The following is a 15,444-nucleotide window of genomic DNA, read 5'->3' as shown; positions in this document are numbered from 1 at the left end:
GCCCCTCGGGAGCCCTCCGTCCTGTCCGTCTGTGTCGTGTTTGCCGGGGCGGAAACTGCCACTTCGGCGCTTGAAATTTTTGTGACAGCGCCCGGGCTCGCCCGATGGCGAGCGCCCGGGCGACCGGACTCAGCCCAGCAGCACGAGACCGCCGGGCATGCGGCGCACGCGCGCACCCAGCGCGGCCTGCAACTGGTCGAAGACCTCGTCCAGCCGCTCGATGCGGAAGGTGCCGCTGAGGCGCCGGCGCGCCAGGGCCTCGTTCATCACGACGACGCGGCCGGCGCGGTAGCGGTTGATCTCGTCCACCGCCTCGGCCAGCGGCGTGTCGCGGAACATCAGCACGCCGTGGCGCCAGGCGCTGAGCCGTTCGATGTCGACCACCTGCGCGTCGCCCAGCACCTGCGGCGTGAAGCGCAGCCGCTCGCGCGGGCGCAGCCGCGCCAGCCCGGCGGGATGGTGCAGTTCCACCGCGCCGGCCAGGCAGGTGACGTACACGCCGTCCTCGGCCAGCCGCACCTGCATCTGCGGCGCTTCGGCGACGGCGTCGGCATCGCCGTCCGCCGCGCCGCGCGCCAGCATCACGCGCACCTCACCGGTCCGCACGCCGATGGCGGGGCCACCGGGGAGTCGCGGGCCGACGGCGATCAGCTCGCCGGCGATCAGGGTCACCCGCTCCTCACCCGGCGCCGCTTGATGACCCGCCGCCGTGCGCGTGTTGAGTTCCAGCCAGCTGCCGCCGGCCAGTTCGACCCGGCGGCGCTCGCCCGGCCCCGTGCGCAGGTCCGCGCGCAGCTCCTGCAGCGACGGCCACAGGCCCAGCGGCGGGTACACCGCCGCTGCCGCGGCCGCGGTGCCTGCCAGCGCGAGGCCCGCGCCGAGGAACAGGCGCCGCGCCGGTCGCGGCGCCGGGGTCGCGGCGGCGGTGGGCCCCATGACGCGCCACGCCTCGCCCACCGCGCCGAGCGCGTCCCAGGCCTGGCGCGCGCGGTCGAAGGCCAGCGCATGCGCGGGGCTCAGCGAGCGCCAGTGCCGCAGCGCGGCCACATCGCGCGCGGTCGCCTGGCCGCTTTTGATCTTGAGCAGCCAGCGGTCCGCCTCGCGCTGCAGGCGCGGCGATGGGGACTCAGAGGCGGAACGTGGCATGGTGGATGGCGGGAATGGATCGGAGGCGGCGCGGGTCGCTGCGCCGACCGCCCTCGCTAAGACGGATCGACGGCGCCAAAGCTGCCATCGGGTCGCCGGGCATGGCCCGATCGGGCGGGTCGAGCGGACCGCGCTCGACCGCGCGCCGAGCCGACCCCGGCAAGGACCGCGGTGGAGGGATGGGGGCGCGGCGCGGCACCATCGCGTCAGACCTGGCGCATCTGCTCGACGCAGAACGCATAGGCCTTCTCCAGTTCGCGATCGACGGTGCGCAGCGAGATCTGGTAGCGCGCCGCCAGTTCCTCGCGCGACAGGCCGTCGAGCCGGAACGCCAGCAGGATGTCGCGACGGCGTTGCGGCAACGCCTCCAGATCGGCCAGTACCTGGCGCAGCCGCTGACGGTCCTCCGCGATGCGGGCCGGGCCGGGTCCGGGGTCGTGCAGCTCGTGCAGGTCCAGCAGGTCCTCGGCCTCGCTGCAGGTCAGGCGGCGCTCGGCGCGGCGCTCGTCGTCCACGGCGATGTGGAAGGCCATGCGGAACAGGTAGGCCGCCGGATGCGCCACGGTGGGCTCGTCCAGCGCCTGCGCGCCCTCCTTGGCATGCAGGCGCAGCCAAGCCTCCTGCATCGCGTCGCTGGCCATGTCGGCGTTGCCCAGACGGAAGGTCAGGCGCTGCTTGAGCTCGTCGTAGTGCGAGACCAGGAAGGCCTTGAGCGTCGCCAGCGAGGTCGTGCCGGTGCTCATCGACGTGGCCTCTCTCCGACGACGCGGGCCACGACCCACGCGAGGTCCACGCGCGCGTCAGTCATCGCAGAACCCCAGGTCCGGCGCGTCCTCGCTCGGCCGCACGATCAGCGTCACCGGCTGGCGGATCGCCGCGGCCGGCGGCGGCGCGGTCAGGCGCATCTCCCGCAGGCGCTGCGTCAGCCGGGCGTCGCGCGCGGCGGTGCCGCTGGAATCCAGCAGCAGCACCTGGGTCACCCGGCCGCCGCCACCGATCCACAGGCTCAGCGCGAAACGCCGTGGCGGCGCGGCCGTCTCGAACTGGCGGCACAGGGCGCGGTGCACCTCCTGCTGCAACTTGGCGAAGTAGTCCGCGCGCAGCTGGATCGGATCCTCCAGCTCGGGCTCGGCCGGGCGAGGCGGCAGACCGGCGGGTACCGTCAGCGTGAACACGTCCGGCGCGGTGTAGCGGACCGTCAGGCCGGTATCGGCGACCAGCTCGCGCAGCGCGGCCTCCGGCACGCGCGCGCCGCGCAGCGGACGCGAGGTCCACCCGCGCACGAGCGTGCTGTCGTAGAGGCCGGAATGCGCGGTCTGGGTCATGAACTGCTCAAGCGCGGTCGCCAGCGGCTGGGCGGGGATGTCGAACACCTGCGACGAGGCCGAGGCGCCGGGCGGCGCCGGCACCGAGGCCGACGCGGCAATGGACGCCCGCGCGGGCGCGGCCGACGCCGTTCCCGCGGTGGCCCTGGTCGCGGGCGGGGTCGTGCCGCCGGCCAGGACCGCGGCGCTCACGCCCAGTCCCGCGGCCAGCGCCGACGCGCGCCTCAGCCCTGCCGCCATGGCTCCCACCGAGATGTGCCTCTCCCACTTCCGTCGCGAGCCGGCGGCGCGGGCCGCCGCGCCCGGTCCGGTCGCGCGTTGCGTGTTGTCGTCGGCCATGCGGCGCATGGCGACAGCAACTTTTCCCAACGCAAGTGAAACGGGAATGACACATCGTTGGCAGTCCGCCGCGTCGTGCGCGTCGCGTGCGAATGCTCAACCGGCGGTGGCGAGCGACGGCTCGACGGCGGCCGGCGACACGGCGCCGGTCTCGGAGGCGCGGTAGTTGCGCAGATGCACGAAGTACTCGCCCATCATCTGCATCCACAGGCGCAGCGCCACGCCGACGTACTCGGGGCCGACACCGCCGGCCACCACCACGTCCATCTCCAGCACCAGCATCTCGCCGTGGCGCGCCAGGCGCGCGAAGCGACGGGCGCGATGCCATTCGTCGGTCAGGCCCTCGGGCAGCGCCCCGCCCTGCACGCGCAGCGGGCAGCTCAGCGTGAAGTCGACGAAGCGGTCGGCCGCCGCGCGATTGCCCCACAGCACCTGGAACCCCAGGCCCTGGCTGGCGCTGTGCAGGTGGACGATGCCGTCCTGCTCGATCTCGGACACGGCGCAGCCCGACGCGCGGATCGCGTCGGCCACCTCGCGCGCGCTCACGGCGGTCCGCAGCGGTGCGATCAGGTCATCGGCGGGAAGGGTCGCCTGGTCGGCGCGGGAGGGGGTCGTGATCGTCTCGGTCATGGAACAACTCAAGGATGAAAGCTGAAAGAGGAAGACCGCGGACACCGGCAAGCGGGGACGGCTCGATGTCGGCGTCGGGGGTGACGTGAGGGGGTCGGGTCTTGCGTCCGACCCTCCGGGCGCCTCGGCGCCGTTCAGGGCGCCGAGGGCGTCGACGGCGCACGGGCCCCGTCGCTCGCGGGGGACTCCGCCGGCGCCTGGGCCGGTGCCGGCACCTGCGCGGGCGTGCTGCCCTCCACCTCGCTCTTGACAGCGCGGGCGTCGAAGCGCCCCGCGTGCAGGCGGTCGCCGAACTGCTGGGCCACCTCCTCGAAGCGCACGCGGATGCGGCCCGCGAAGGGTTGCCGCACCCGCAGCAAGGTGGTGGCGTCCATGGTCTCGTAGGCGCGCAGCAGCTCCTGGCTCACGTCGTACACCTGCGCGTTGTGCGCCTCGCACCGCGCCACCACGCCGCGCTGCGCGACCAGCTCGGCGCCCAGGCGCTGACGGTCGGCGTCCGAGGCGCGGGCCAGACGCAGCAGCTCGTCATAGGCGGCGCGGTACTGGTTGAGCTGCTCGGCCGCACGTTGCATCGCGGCCTCGGTCTGCGCCTTGAGCTGCTGGCCGTCGTCGCGCTGGCGCTCGCGCGCCTCGCGCTCGGTGGCCAGTTGGGCGCGGGCTTGCGTCAGGTCCTTGCGGAGCGCCGTCAGCGCGCCGTCGTCGGCCGGGGCCGCCTTGCCGGGCTTGGCGGACTTGCCGCCGCCGGCGCTCTTGAGCTCGGCGAGCTCCGCCTGCGCCTGCTGCAGCTGCGTGGTGGTGGCGCGCAGCTGGGTGCGCAGCCGCTCCTCCATGCTGGGGCCGCCGGACTGGGCGGTGGCGACACCGGCCTGGGCCAGCAGCACCAGCGCGCCGGTCCACAGCCAGCCGCGCGCGGGCCGTCGGCCGTCCGCCCGGGCGGGACGGGGACAGGGAATGGGATGGCTCATGGCGAGCTCCTCAGAAGCGGGTGTTGAACTCGACCTGCAGCAGGTCGATGGCCACCGGCGGGCCGAAGACCTCCTTGCTGGAGATCCAGCGGCCGGTGAACCAGGCGTCGCGGTCGAAGGCGTAGGACCCGCCCAGCCAGTAGCCGCGCGCGTTGGTGCCGCCCAGGTGGAAGCTGGAGTCGTTGTAGGCGTCGGGCAGCGCGTCGGGTTCGATGCGCTTGTAGCCCAGCTGCAGGTTCCACTGGCCCGCGCGCGTGGGCGCGCCCGCGCCCAGCGTGGCCTGCAGGTAGTAGGCGTTGCGGCCGCTGCGCAGCGCGCCGGACGGTCCGCCCGCGCCGAAGTTGTTGACGATGCCGCCGTTGGACCGCGCCAGCATGCGCTTCGTGTCGAAGGCCATGTTGCGGATCAGGTTGGCATCCAGGCGCAGGTCCATGCCGTCGGCCACCCGCGTGTCCCAGCGCGCGTTGAAGTCCAGCAGCTCGAAGCGCGAGGCCAGGCCCACGTACTGCGGCATCCGCGTGTTGGCCGGGTCGGTCGGGTTGCTGGCGATGTTGCGCAACAGCATGAGCGTGTTGCCCTTCTGCATGAAGGCCGGACGCGTCCAGTCGGTGCTGCAGTGGTCCTCGCCGGCGTAGAGCTGGCAGGCGGTGGACAGGCGACCCGCGATGTTGTCGAAGTCGTACCAGGCCAGGGCCGCGCGCAGCCGGTTGGCCTCGTTGACGCGCCAGTCCGCGCCGATCTGGGTGCCGAACAGCACCTTGTTGTCGCTGCGCATCTTGGTCTGGCTGGTGCGCGGGAAGCTGTCGGCGCTGTACTCCAGCGGGATCACGCCCACGGTGCCGAACACCGTCGTGCGCGCCACCGGGAAGGCCTTCTCGAGCTTGGCCGCGACGCCGTCGAAGTTGAGATCGCTCGAGAACAGCGTGTCGGTGGACATGAAGGGGTTGCCGAAGCGGCCGCCCTGCAGCGTCAGCCAGTCGACCGGCTTGTGGGAGAGCCAGGCCTGGTCCAGCCAGATCGACTTCTTGCCCAGCCCGCCGCCCAGCGTCTGCGTGGTGGAGACGGGGCTGTCGTCGCCGCCGGTGGCCAGGCGCACGCCGGCCTGCGTGGCCTCGGACAGGTCCGCCACCACGCCCAGCCGCGCGCGCGTGCGCCACAGCGACCGGCGGTCCTGCCGCGTGTTGACCAGCGGCGGCAGCGCCACGTTGGTGTTGCTGTTGACGTCGTAGCCGCTGCCGGCGTTGATGGCGGCCCAGTCGATCTCGATGTTGCTGTTGTTGGCCGAGAACAGGCGCGACTCGTTGCGCACCCGCACATCGCCCTCCACGCGGATCCGCTTGGTCCAGGGCGCCACCTCGTTGGGCGCGGCCCAGCCCTCGGTGCGGGCCTGCGCCATCACCTCGGTCTTGATTTCGTCGCGCAGCTGGTCGCGCACCGTCTGCGGCACGTGGGCCACGCGCACGTCGCCCGGCTCGGGACGGAGCGCGGCGGGGCCCGCGGCCACGGCGCCGGCGGCAGCGCCGGCCGCCATCGGCCCGCGCGCCTGCTGCCCGGCCATCGCCTCGGCCTGGGCCTGCGCCAGCAGCGCCTCGCCGACGTCCTTGGCCAGCGCGCCGCTCTGGATGAGGCCGCGGATCAGCCGGATCATGGCCGTCTCGGACGGCGCGGCGGCGGTCGGCGCCGGGGCCTGCGCCAGCGCGGCGCCGGTGGCCAGGGTCAGCGCGGCCGCGACGGCGGTGGCCAGCGCGCGGCGCGCGGGGCGGCCGCGTTCGGGGAATGCAGAGTTCATGGGATCGTCCAACAAGGAAATGGAAGAAGGCATCGGGCGACGGTCGGTGGCGCGGCGCGCGCCTCAGCCCGGACGGCGCCCGGTGACGGTCAATCGGATGGGGAAGCTCAGACCGGCGGGCGGCTTCTCGCCGATGCCGTCCATGCCGCGGACCACGGCCAGCAAGGCCTCGTCCGTGGCGGCGTTGCCGGAGCCGCGCGCCAGTTCCACGCGCGTGGGTCGGCCCTGCTCGTCCAGCCACAGCAACAGCCGCACGTCCTGATAGGCCAGCGTGCGGGTGCGCGCGTCGCGCGTCACCGCCTGCTGCAGCACGCTGGACACGTAGCGCCCGTAGCTGCCGCTGGCCAGGCCGCCGCGGCCGGCGCCGGCCATGCCGCCGCCACGCCCGGCGGAGACGCCGAATCCGTCCGTGCCGGCCTGCGCGGCGCCGTCGATGGTGACCGGGTCGCCCAGGTCCTGCGACGGGTTGGGCGGCGCGTTCTCGACCGGCGCCTCGAGCGGCTCCACCGGGGTGGGCTCGGGGGGCACGACCTCGGGCTTGATCGGGTCGGGCTCGGGCAGCTTCTCCGGCTCGGGCGGCGGCGGTGGGGGCGGCGGCAGCATCAACGTGGGCGGCGCGGCGACTTCACGCCGCTTGGCCGCCGTGTCCGACAGCAGGTACCAGACGCCGGCCGCCAGCAGCGCGACCAGCGCCACGCCGATCGTGCGGCCACCGTGACGGCGCCAGAACACCAACAGCGGCGACGGCGCGGGGACCGGCACGCCCGCGGACGGACGCGACGGCGGCACGCCGGTCGCGGCGGGACCGGTCGGACGCGAGAAGGGAGCGGGTTGGCTCACGGTCGCTCCCTCAGGCCGGTTTGCCGGTCACCAGGCCGACCTGGTTGAGCTCGATGCGACGCAGCAGGTCCAGCACCTCGACCACCTTGGCGTACTGCACCGAGGCGTCGCCGCGCACGATGACGGGGAAGTCGGGCGACAGCGCCTTCTCGGTGCGCAGCCGCTCCTCCAGCTCCGGCAGCGTCACCGGGTAGGCGTCCAGGAAGACCTGGCCGGCGTTGTCGATGGTGATGGCCTTGGTCTTGGGCTTCTCCAGCGGCACCGAGGCGCTGGCCTTGGGCAGCTCCACCTTGATGCCGGGAATGCTGGCGTTGCTGGTCAGGATGAAGATCACCAGCACCACCAGCAGCACGTCCACGAAGGGCGTGATGTTGATGCCGCCGCCGCGCCGCTTGACGCCGAACTTGGGGGCGGCCATGGTCAGGCGCTCCGCAGGGTGGCGCCGCGCTCATGGCGGCCCTCGCCCTGCTCTTCGGCCAGGCGGGTGGAGAACTCGTCGACGAAGACGGCCATGTCCGCGCCGATCGCCTCGGCCCGCGAGGCCAGCCAGTTGTAGCCGAACAGCGCGGGGATCGCCACGCCCAGGCCCGCGGCCGTGCACAGCAGCGCCGCGGCCATGCCCGGGGCGACCGAGTTGATGTCCACCGCGCCGGCCATCGCCGCGACGACGAACACCAGCATGATTCCGATCACCGTCCCGAACAGGCCCACGTAGGGCGCGCCCTCGATGGTGGTCGACAGCCAGTTCATGCGCCGGTTCATCTGCTCGTTCTCGCGCACCATCACGCCGTCCATCGCGGCGCGGATGGCGCCGATGGTGGCGGCGGACACGGCGTTGAGGTCGTAGCCCAGGTCGTGGCGGCGGCGCAGTTCCTCCACCGCGACCTCGTACAGGCGCCACAGCGAGGAATCGCCGCGCACCCCGGCGTCGACGCTGCCATCTCGCGCGAGCTGGTCCAGCGGCGCGCCGGCGGCGGCGCGGAAGTGCTGCATGAAGGCCTGGTTGGCGCGGGAGGTGGCGCCGAAGCGCCGGCCCTTGCCGATCATGATGGCCCAGGAGCCCAGCATCATCAGCCCCAGGATGGCCACGACGATCCACGCGTCCAGGGGCATCGCCGCGACGATGAAGCCGAAGTGGCTCTTGCCGGCCTGGCGCTCGTCGGCGCCCATCGCGATCAGGCGCGAATCGGCACCCTGCGACACCGCGTCGGCCAGCAGCAGCGCGTCCGGCCTGGCGACCTTGGACACGCGCAGCTCGTCGATCAGGCCGTTCAGCGCGGTCAGGCGCGCGGCGCCGCCGTCGGCGGGCAGGTCCGCGCCGATCGCGGCCGACCCGCTCAGCGCCGGCGTGGTGGCCTCCAGCGTGGCGGCGACCCGGCCGCCGACCAGCAGCGACAGCCGGTGACCGTCCGAGCGCAAGGCCACGTGCGACCACTGGCCCGCCTGGATGGGCGTGCCCGGCGCGCTGCGCCGGCCGTCCACCTGCACGAAGGGCACGCCCTGGTCCACGCCCAGCAGCAGCTCGTGCGCGCCGTCGCGGCGCACGAACAGCGCCTGCTGCGCGCCCAGCTGCTCGGGGCGCACCCACAGGGACACCGTCAGCGGCGCGCCTTCGCGCCAGGCCAGCGAGGGCGAGCCCGGCAGGCGCAGCGCGTCGCCGCCCATGCGCGCGCCCTTGCCGATCACGGCGGCGTCGGCGCTGACGATGGACGTCTGACCGTGGTTGCCGTAGGCGGTGGTGTCGCGCGGCGCGGCGTTGGACTCGGCGAAGTGATAGACCAGCGCGTAGTCGGGGTCGAAGGTCAACTGGCCGTTGCCCGAGGACGGGGCCTTGGGATTGCCGTAGTACATCCACAGCGACTGCGACGAATCGGCCGGCAGCTGCGGCAGGTCCACCCAGATCAGCGCGATGCCCAGCAGCGGGTCGAACTGCTCGATCTGGTGGTTCAGCACGGTCTTGTCGTCACCGGCGACGAAGCGCAGGTCCGAGCCGTTCTCGTTGACGCCGTCGAAGCTGAAGTTGCCGGTGTGCAGGCGCACCAGCACGGGCGCGCGGCCCGCGGCGCCGCCCAGCGGCGCGCCCTTGGCGGTGGCGTCGATGGTGATGGCCTTGCGGTAGGCCCAGTCGGGCTGCCACCAGGCGTGGGCCAGGCCCGGCAGGAACGCGCTCAGCAGCGTGAGCGCGACGAGAAGGAAGCGTCGCATGAAGGATCTCCGGGTGCTCCGGGAGGAGCGGCTGGGGGTCAGGTGTTGATCTGGAAACGCGGGCGCCGGGCGGCCGCGGTCAATAGGTCGCCGTGAGGCTGAAGTTCAGGCGCCGGTCGTGGCGCTCGGTGCGCTGGCCCTGACGCAGCGGCACGCCCAGGTCCAGGCGGCCGGACGCGCTGGTGCCGATGCGGATGGAGCCGCCCACGCCCACGGAGCCGAGCGTGAAGCGGCTCTGCTGCTCGGGCAGCGGGTCGTGCAGGCGCAGGTGGGCGGCGTCGGCGAAGAGGTAGCCGCGGGCGCTTTCCAGCCAGCCGCGGGACAACGCCGGCGTGCGCAGCTCCACCGACATCACGGCGCCGTAGTCGCCGGTGGATTCGGCCGACAGGTAGCCGCGCACCGAGTTCTGCCCGCCGGCGGCGATCTGCTCGCTGGAGATCAGCGCCGAATCGCTGATCTGCGCGCTGGCGCGCACGGCCAGCTGGGCGTTGGCCAGCCAGCCCAGGTCCACGCTCAGCGTGGTGTCGCCCTTCAGGACGAGGAAGCTGGGCGAGGCCTTGTAGCGCTTGTAGTCGAAGGCGGCGCCGCCGCTGCCGTAGCCGAAGAGGCTGCGCGTGCCGGCCACCAGCTGCAGGTTGATCGACGCCTGCGAGGACGGGCCCTGCACGAAGCCCGCGTAGGCGGCGGTGAGCGGCGCGTACTTGAGCGGCACGCGGTCGCCGCTGGTGCCCATGCGCAGCTGTTCCTCGTTGTCCTTGAGGTCCAGCCCCAGGCTGAGCGTCTGCCACCAGTCGCCGCCACCGGGCACCGTGTACGTGGTCTTCAGCCCGACGGCGTGGCCCTTGCCCAGCACGGTAGTGCCGCCGGTGGTGCCGACGTTGCTGTCGGACAGGTAGCCCGACAGCTCCCAGCCCCAGGGCGTGCCGGCCACCGGCGCGGCGTAGGAGCCGGACCAGACCTTGCTCTGCCCGAAGTCCTGCGGCGCGCCGAAGAAGCTGAGCGACAGGCTGTGGCCCTTCTGCCAGAGGTTGTCGTGGCTGAAGGCCAGCGACAGGCGCAGCGGCCGGGTGTCGGCGCTGCGATCGTTGTTCAGGCTGGCGTTCAGGCGCCAGGGCTTGCGGTCCTCGACCTTGAGGTCCACGTCCATGGTGCCGGGCAGCGCCCCGGGCTTGACCAGGGGCACGACCTGGCGCCCGCTCTGGTTCAGGGTGGCGAGCTCGGCCTGGGCGCGGTTGAAGTCGGGCACCTGCCCTTCCCGCAGCGCGCTCACCTGGTCGCGCAGCGCGATCGGCGAGCTGTACTCCGCGCCGGAGACGCGGAGCCGGCCGACGCGGGTCTCGCTCACCAGCAGGAAGATCAATCCGTCCTGGCCGGACTGCTCCGGCAGGTCGACGTACACCGACTGGAAGCCACGCGCCTGATAGACGGCCAGCAGCGCGTCGCGCGCGGCCTCCAGGTCGCGCTGGCTGCGGTCGGCCCCGAGGAAGGGCATGACGGCGGCCTCGATCGCGCGGATGTCCAGCACGGTGTTGCCGCGCACGATGTACTCCTGGACGTCGAAGCGACGCTCGGTCGCGTCGGCCCCGTTGGCCGCATGGGCTGCTGGCGGCGCGGCGGGCGCGTCAGGTGGCGTGGCCGCCGAGGCCGGCGGCGCATCCTGCGCCGCGGCCACTCCCGATCCCCCGACGGCGGCAGCCGCCAGACAGAGCGCGCGCCATCGGCTCCAGGGCGCGCCGTTGTTGTGCTTGTGCATGGATTGACTCGATCGTTCCCAGACGGGGTCCGATGGCGCCCCTCTTCGGTGGCGGCCCTCGGCCCGCTCGAAGCGGCGCCGGGTCGGGCACCGCCGTGTACGAGTGCCTAGACGGGTGGGACGGGCGCGGACTGCCGTTTGTCATGAAAAGTTCATGGCAGCCCCGGTCGATGGCCGGATCGGCGTCGGGGTCATGGCACGGTCACACGCGATCGGGTCGCGGCGGCGCACACTGCCGGGATGAACAGGCATCCCGCGAAGCGCCTCGCCCTGCTCGCCCTGGTGACGAGCAGCGTTCTCCTCTCGGTGTCGGCGTCGGTCCGGGCGCAGGGACGGGAGCAGGCGCCCGGTCCGTCGGCCTCGGCGCCGGCCCGGGAGCCCTCCTGCGTCAGCGTCGAGGTCAACGGCGAACGCGCGCCGGCCTACGACTGTCTGACCCGGCAGTTGATGCCGCCGGCCGCGCGGGCCGGCGCGTCGGATCCGGCGGGCGATCCCCGGCTGGCGGCCGAGCGCATCGCGCAGCGGCCCAACAACGCGCTGGGGCAGGCCAACATCGCCGCGACGCAGACCCGCATGGGCAATGGTTGGGGCAAGGGCGTGACGCCGCAGCGCCCGCCGCCGGCCGAGCCGGTCTCGCCGGTGGTTCCGGGGAGGCGGTGAGAGAAAGGCGGGGGGCAGGTCAGGAGCATTGGAGGGATTGACGTGGCGACACTTGGTGTCAACAGGCGATGGGGCCTGCGTGAACAGTTGTCCATCCGAGAAAAGCCCGGCGCACCAGCCTGTCTCGCAACACCATCCGGAAGTACCTGCGCAGCGACGACGAGGAGCCGTCGTACGCCAAGCGCGAGAGCCACAGCCGGCTCGATCCGCTCGCGGAGAAGCAGGCGCAGTGGCTCAAGACCGAGTCCGGCAAGATCCGCACGCAGCGGCGCGCCTTGAAGCAGATGCACGCTGAGCTCATGGAGCTCGGCTACGGCGCTCCTACAACCGCGCGGCTGCCTTCGCGCGGGGACTGTGCGCTCAAGCGCCAGGAAGCCCAGAAGATGCGGCAACTTTTCTCCAGGGACCCATTCTGCGGCCCGCGAAGCAGGCATCAGAGCGAATCAGACTAATTAACCGGGAAGAACAAGAAGCCTTCGTTGCGAATAAGTCTCCAAGGAGGCATCCGAGGCTTAATGTCTTCCACTTTTAGAGTGAACGGCTTCCCCTCAATGAATCGGATGCCCTTGCGTTCAAGCCGCCTCGTCGTCTTGGCCTTTTCTGCAGCGACGGCTCGCCCCTCCGACAAGGCCGCGACATACTCGTTTCTATAAAACCCGAACTCTTCGGTATCGCCTTCGCGAAGAAGTGGCTCACCAACCAGGAAAACGCAAAACATTTGAATCAATCGGGGGCTCCAATGCCTGTCAGGTCCATCAAGTCCGTGGACAGCGATAGCGGATTGAAGAAATCTTGCCCCTCCGCAACATAGGCCAAAGCGCAGTCCTCACAGTCCACATGGCCGGCGAGCGTGACAGCTGCCGCGATGCTGTAGAAGAGGTGTCCACCGTTTCTAGGGTTCACGTGATAGTGGGGGCGGCGTCCCTCGGTGCTTCCGGTCAACCTGTCACGGCGCACCTCATCCTTGATTACCGGACGGCCTTCGCTAGCAGTGGTTCCGACCTGCTCCATCACCTTGCGACTTGATTGAAGGGCTTCGCCCTTCTTGGCAAGTTGCACCGCCTCTTCAAAATTGACTAGGCGGATTTTCTCGATGCCCTTCTTGCAAATCCTGACCAACCAAATGACTGCCTTCGTCGGTGCTAGCCCGCGTGGGCCGGTATGGCTTAGAGGATTGCCGTTGACGTACGCGTAGGTGTTAATGCCACCCGCCAGCCCTATGGGGTCAGATTGACCGTAGCTCCGCCCAGGCACCCATCCGCCGTAGTTGCCGGCGTTTTCCTGAGGCGCGACGCGGGGTTGCGGAACGAAGACGAAGGCGGCCTCCCTGGCTGCGGCGGTTTTTTCTGGGGGACTATTCCGCCAGACAACGCTGCAGCCGAAGTCCATCTACTGCTCTATTAGCGAACGACACCGCTTTACGAGGCTAACGGCCAATTAGGGCAAGCAGTTCTTCCCGAGACATAACTCGCCAACCCAAGCTTTTTGTTTCAACCCCCATATCAAAGCCCATAGGCACGCGCAAACAATCAGCCATGGCCTCCACCTTTTTTCCAAGGTAGCAATTGGCTAGCGCTCTAATAAAATATGCAGATGAGAGAAAATACTCATCACCAGAGGCAATAATGAAGCCCGCATCAGCAGCGGCCAACTTTTCATCTCCCAACGCCAGGCTCCACCTAGCCCTGGTGTAATACGGGCTAGGGCTCTCGGGGCGCAACTCCATTTGCTTTTTCACATCCTCGAAAGCCTCTTGGTATCTTGCAAGAGAATAATTGAGGCGAGCTCTCTCCGCATAAGCAGCAAAACATGAATCGTCCGCCCTGATAAATGCATCGCAGGCGTGAACGGCTTCTTGAAATTTATCTTGCGCTCGAAGGATGGAAACCTCTTGCCTCAGGTCTTGAATAGATTTCATATCACCAGTCACCAGAATTTTCTTTTTGGTTGCTTGCGAGGCTCCCATTCAACCGGAGTTCCGCCACACCTCTCTGATATTCGCCCTCTAATGCAGGTCTGGATGTCCGTATCGCCAATTCCTCTGCCACCGCGCGTTGGCTTATAGCCCCCGTCGTAAAGGTCTTGGCAATATTGCTCTGCAGCTTCCCGCTCTCGTTTGCACTCTTCCGAATCTTTCCCCGTGTCTGAACCTGTGCCTGATTCCTTACAAGTCAAGCTGCCGTAAGCAGCACCGACAGCAGCGCCAAAAATCGCTCCTTTAGCAGCTCCGGCAGTTGCTCCAGCGACTCCCCCTGCCGCGCCACAACCCACAGTTCCGACGCCTGGGGCAACAAGAGTGCAAGCCGCACCGCCGCCGACGGCTCCAGCTGTTCCTCCTGCCACCCCACCAACGACACCACCGCACGAGGCCCCCACTGCGGCGGCTCGCGCAACACAAGCCGCGTCGGGAGCTAGTCCGAGAGGGTCAATACTGCTTAGCGGATTGCCATTGACGTACGCATACGTGTTGATGCCCCCGTTCAGCCCGATGGGGTCACTTTGAACATACCTCCCCGTCGTGCCGTCGTAATCCCGGAAGTAGTTGTAGCTCAGCCCCGACTCCTTGTCGAAGTACTGGCCGGGGAAGCGCAGGTTGACGACCAGGTTTTCCAGCGAGTTCGGGATCGTCTCCGGCACCGCCGTGCCGAAGGGCTCCGAGAACCACTTCCAGCGTACGTCCCCCGCCGCGTTCACGATCACCCGCGGCGCGTTGAGGTGGTCCGAGTACGCGTAATACACCCGCGGCTCGGCCGTCGTCGAGTTGGTCAGCACCGCCATCAGCGTGCCGCCCAGCCACACGAACTCCTGCAGCGCCGAGCCCGTGCTGTTGTACTCCCCGAGCAACTGCCCGTCCTGGTCGTACACGAAATGCGACTTGGACGCGCCCGTCACCTTGCGCACCCGCTGCCCCGCCGCGTCGTAGTTGAAGGAAGTCGTCGCCCCCGCCTTCGTCAGCGTCGCCAACCGGTTGTCCAGCCCGTAGCTCGCCGTGTAGGCGATGCCCGTGTCGTTCAGCGTATTGCCCGCCGCGTCGTAGCCAAAGCTGCGCGTGGGGTTGCTGATGCCGGAGAGCCGGTTGCTCGTGGCCTCCGTTGAGTACGTCGACGCAGCGCCGTTGAGCGTCACCCCCGTGCGGTTGCCGTTGGCGTCGTAGCCGATGGTCCAGCTCGCCGACGGCGTGGTGATGCTGGTGAGTCGGCCCAGCTCGTCGTAGCCGAAGCTCTGGTTCAGTGCCTGCGCTTCCGCCGTCACCTGGCCGGTGGCCACATCCAGATGCGTGTAGCTGGCGATGCGATCAGCCGCGTCATAGGTGATGTCTCGCACCACCGAGCCCAGCGGATAGCGCACCAGGCGACCGTACGGGTCATACACCCGCTCCTGCAGTTTGGCGCCCGTGTTCAGCGGCATCTGCCAGCTGCGCACACCACCGAAGGGCTCCCACTAGATGTCGCTGATCAGCGGGTTGGCCGTGTTGCTGGCGTCCTTGGCCAGGCTCATGCTCACCGGCACGCCGTTGTTGTAGGTGATCCGCGCCGGGTTCGCCCCTCACTTCGTCGCCCACCACCCCGCCACGAAGAGCCCAAGTCCGCTCGGCGACGGCAAGGAGACTCACGCAAGACAGGCCAATCGGGTGCCGCACATCGCCGCCGACCGCGACGTGAATGGATACGATCGGGCATGGTGGCGCGTCAGCAGGAGCCCAAGGCTCCCCGCCAAGGCGTCCGCTGGCAGCCGGGCCGGTCGCCAACCCATTTCCCGAAAGACGGTCATCCGTCTTTCTTCAATGAATTC

At 70.2% G+C, this 15,444-nt stretch carries 14 protein-coding genes and 1 pseudogene; 2 read left to right on the top strand and 13 right to left on the bottom strand.

Features of this window, described 5'->3' with window-relative positions:
* Window positions 1-129 precede the first annotated feature (129 nt).
* The 10 genes from MCHT01_RS19285 to MCHT01_RS19240 form a co-directional block, all read right to left on the bottom strand.
* Window positions 130-1,146 (bottom strand): FecR family protein, encoded by a 1,017-nt coding sequence (locus tag MCHT01_RS19285; protein WP_067067484.1) that lies wholly within the window; start codon window positions 1,144-1,146, stop codon window positions 130-132.
* A 206-nt stretch (window positions 1,147-1,352) separates the two neighbouring features.
* Entirely contained in the window at window positions 1,353-1,889 is a 537-nt protein-coding gene (locus tag MCHT01_RS19280) for an RNA polymerase sigma factor (RefSeq protein ID WP_067067481.1), read from the bottom strand.
* A 57-nt stretch (window positions 1,890-1,946) separates the two neighbouring features.
* Window positions 1,947-2,819, bottom strand: coding sequence for an STN domain-containing protein (locus tag MCHT01_RS26400; RefSeq protein WP_067067478.1), 873 nt, complete (start codon window positions 2,817-2,819; stop codon window positions 1,947-1,949).
* Between the two features lie 87 nt (window positions 2,820-2,906).
* Window positions 2,907-3,440 (bottom strand): YbjN domain-containing protein, encoded by a 534-nt coding sequence (locus MCHT01_RS19270; RefSeq protein ID WP_084453000.1) that lies wholly within the window; start codon window positions 3,438-3,440, stop codon window positions 2,907-2,909.
* A gap of 134 nt (window positions 3,441-3,574) precedes the next feature.
* Complete coding sequence (locus tag MCHT01_RS19265) at window positions 3,575-4,405, bottom strand: hypothetical protein (protein ID WP_067067475.1); 831 nt, start codon at window positions 4,403-4,405, stop codon at window positions 3,575-3,577.
* Between the two features lie 10 nt (window positions 4,406-4,415).
* Entirely contained in the window at window positions 4,416-6,194 is a 1,779-nt protein-coding gene (locus MCHT01_RS19260) for a putative porin (RefSeq protein ID WP_067067472.1), read from the bottom strand.
* 63 nt (window positions 6,195-6,257) lie between these two features.
* On the bottom strand, window positions 6,258-7,034 hold the full coding sequence (locus tag MCHT01_RS19255; RefSeq protein WP_245643424.1) for an energy transducer TonB family protein: 777 nt from the start codon (window positions 7,032-7,034) through the stop codon (window positions 6,258-6,260).
* Between the two features lie 10 nt (window positions 7,035-7,044).
* Window positions 7,045-7,452, bottom strand: coding sequence for an ExbD/TolR family protein (locus tag MCHT01_RS19250; protein ID WP_067067469.1), 408 nt, complete (start codon window positions 7,450-7,452; stop codon window positions 7,045-7,047).
* Between the two features lie 2 nt (window positions 7,453-7,454).
* Window positions 7,455-9,239 (bottom strand): DUF2341 domain-containing protein, encoded by a 1,785-nt coding sequence (locus MCHT01_RS19245; RefSeq protein ID WP_067067467.1) that lies wholly within the window; start codon window positions 9,237-9,239, stop codon window positions 7,455-7,457.
* A 79-nt stretch (window positions 9,240-9,318) separates the two neighbouring features.
* Complete coding sequence (locus MCHT01_RS19240) at window positions 9,319-10,992, bottom strand: ShlB/FhaC/HecB family hemolysin secretion/activation protein (protein ID WP_067067465.1); 1,674 nt, start codon at window positions 10,990-10,992, stop codon at window positions 9,319-9,321.
* A gap of 240 nt (window positions 10,993-11,232) precedes the next feature.
* On the opposite strand from MCHT01_RS19240, the gene MCHT01_RS19235 reads away from it, so the two are divergent.
* Both MCHT01_RS19235 and MCHT01_RS25760 read left to right on the top strand, forming a co-directional pair.
* Window positions 11,233-11,652 (top strand): hypothetical protein, encoded by a 420-nt coding sequence (locus MCHT01_RS19235; RefSeq protein ID WP_067067462.1) that lies wholly within the window; start codon window positions 11,233-11,235, stop codon window positions 11,650-11,652.
* Window positions 11,653-11,688: 36 nt separating this feature from the next.
* Window positions 11,689-12,001: pseudogene (locus MCHT01_RS25760) on the top strand (IS21 family transposase); the annotation flags it as partial.
* A 374-nt stretch (window positions 12,002-12,375) separates the two neighbouring features.
* Here the strand turns inward: MCHT01_RS25760 and MCHT01_RS26395 are convergent.
* From MCHT01_RS26395 to MCHT01_RS27500, 3 genes are read right to left on the bottom strand one after another with little or no spacing between them, the layout of a single operon-like run.
* Entirely contained in the window at window positions 12,376-13,041 is a 666-nt protein-coding gene (locus tag MCHT01_RS26395; protein WP_148661614.1) for an RHS repeat-associated core domain-containing protein, read from the bottom strand.
* Between the two features lie 37 nt (window positions 13,042-13,078).
* Window positions 13,079-13,618 carry a tetratricopeptide repeat protein gene (locus MCHT01_RS26390; RefSeq protein WP_148661613.1) on the bottom strand — a complete coding sequence of 180 codons (540 nt, stop codon included), beginning with the start codon at window positions 13,616-13,618 and terminating at the stop codon, window positions 13,079-13,081.
* Complete coding sequence (locus MCHT01_RS27500) at window positions 13,579-15,060, bottom strand: RHS repeat domain-containing protein (RefSeq protein WP_084452998.1); 1,482 nt, start codon at window positions 15,058-15,060, stop codon at window positions 13,579-13,581. The genes MCHT01_RS26390 and MCHT01_RS27500 overlap by 40 nt, the downstream gene beginning before the upstream one ends.
* Between the last annotated feature and the right edge of the window lie 384 nt (window positions 15,061-15,444).

Source organism: Mitsuaria chitosanitabida ATCC BAA-476 = NBRC 102408 (assembly GCF_001598255.1).
Taxonomy (GTDB): Bacteria; Pseudomonadota; Gammaproteobacteria; order Burkholderiales; family Burkholderiaceae_C; genus Roseateles; species Roseateles chitosanitabidus.
This window is presented reverse-complemented; position numbering and strand designations above follow the sequence as displayed.

Bases quoted from the DNA above. Each gene is read 5' to 3' on its own strand.
- MCHT01_RS19265 (WP_067067475.1), bottom strand. From the start codon at position 4,405: ATGAGCCATCCCATTCCCTGTCCCCGTCCCGCCCGGGCGGACGGCCGA.
- MCHT01_RS26390 (WP_148661613.1), bottom strand. From the start codon at position 13,618: ATGGGAGCCTCGCAAGCAACCAAAAAGAAAATTCTGGTGACTGGTGAT.
- MCHT01_RS19260 (WP_067067472.1), bottom strand. From the start codon at position 6,194: ATGAACTCTGCATTCCCCGAACGCGGCCGCCCCGCGCGCCGCGCGCTG.
- MCHT01_RS27500 (WP_084452998.1), bottom strand. From the start codon at position 15,060: ATGCCGCTGAACACGGGCGCCAAACTGCAGGAGCGGGTGTATGACCCG.
- MCHT01_RS19285 (WP_067067484.1), bottom strand. From the start codon at position 1,146: ATGCCACGTTCCGCCTCTGAGTCCCCATCGCCGCGCCTGCAGCGCGAG.
- MCHT01_RS19245 (WP_067067467.1), bottom strand. From the start codon at position 9,239: ATGCGACGCTTCCTTCTCGTCGCGCTCACGCTGCTGAGCGCGTTCCTG.
- MCHT01_RS19240 (WP_067067465.1), bottom strand. From the start codon at position 10,992: ATGCACAAGCACAACAACGGCGCGCCCTGGAGCCGATGGCGCGCGCTC.
- MCHT01_RS26400 (WP_067067478.1), bottom strand. From the start codon at position 2,819: ATGCGCCGCATGGCCGACGACAACACGCAACGCGCGACCGGACCGGGC.
- MCHT01_RS19280 (WP_067067481.1), bottom strand. From the start codon at position 1,889: ATGAGCACCGGCACGACCTCGCTGGCGACGCTCAAGGCCTTCCTGGTC.
- MCHT01_RS19235 (WP_067067462.1), top strand. From the start codon at position 11,233: ATGAACAGGCATCCCGCGAAGCGCCTCGCCCTGCTCGCCCTGGTGACG.
- MCHT01_RS19250 (WP_067067469.1), bottom strand. From the start codon at position 7,452: ATGGCCGCCCCCAAGTTCGGCGTCAAGCGGCGCGGCGGCGGCATCAAC.
- MCHT01_RS26395 (WP_148661614.1), bottom strand. From the start codon at position 13,041: ATGGACTTCGGCTGCAGCGTTGTCTGGCGGAATAGTCCCCCAGAAAAA.
- MCHT01_RS19270 (WP_084453000.1), bottom strand. From the start codon at position 3,440: ATGACCGAGACGATCACGACCCCCTCCCGCGCCGACCAGGCGACCCTT.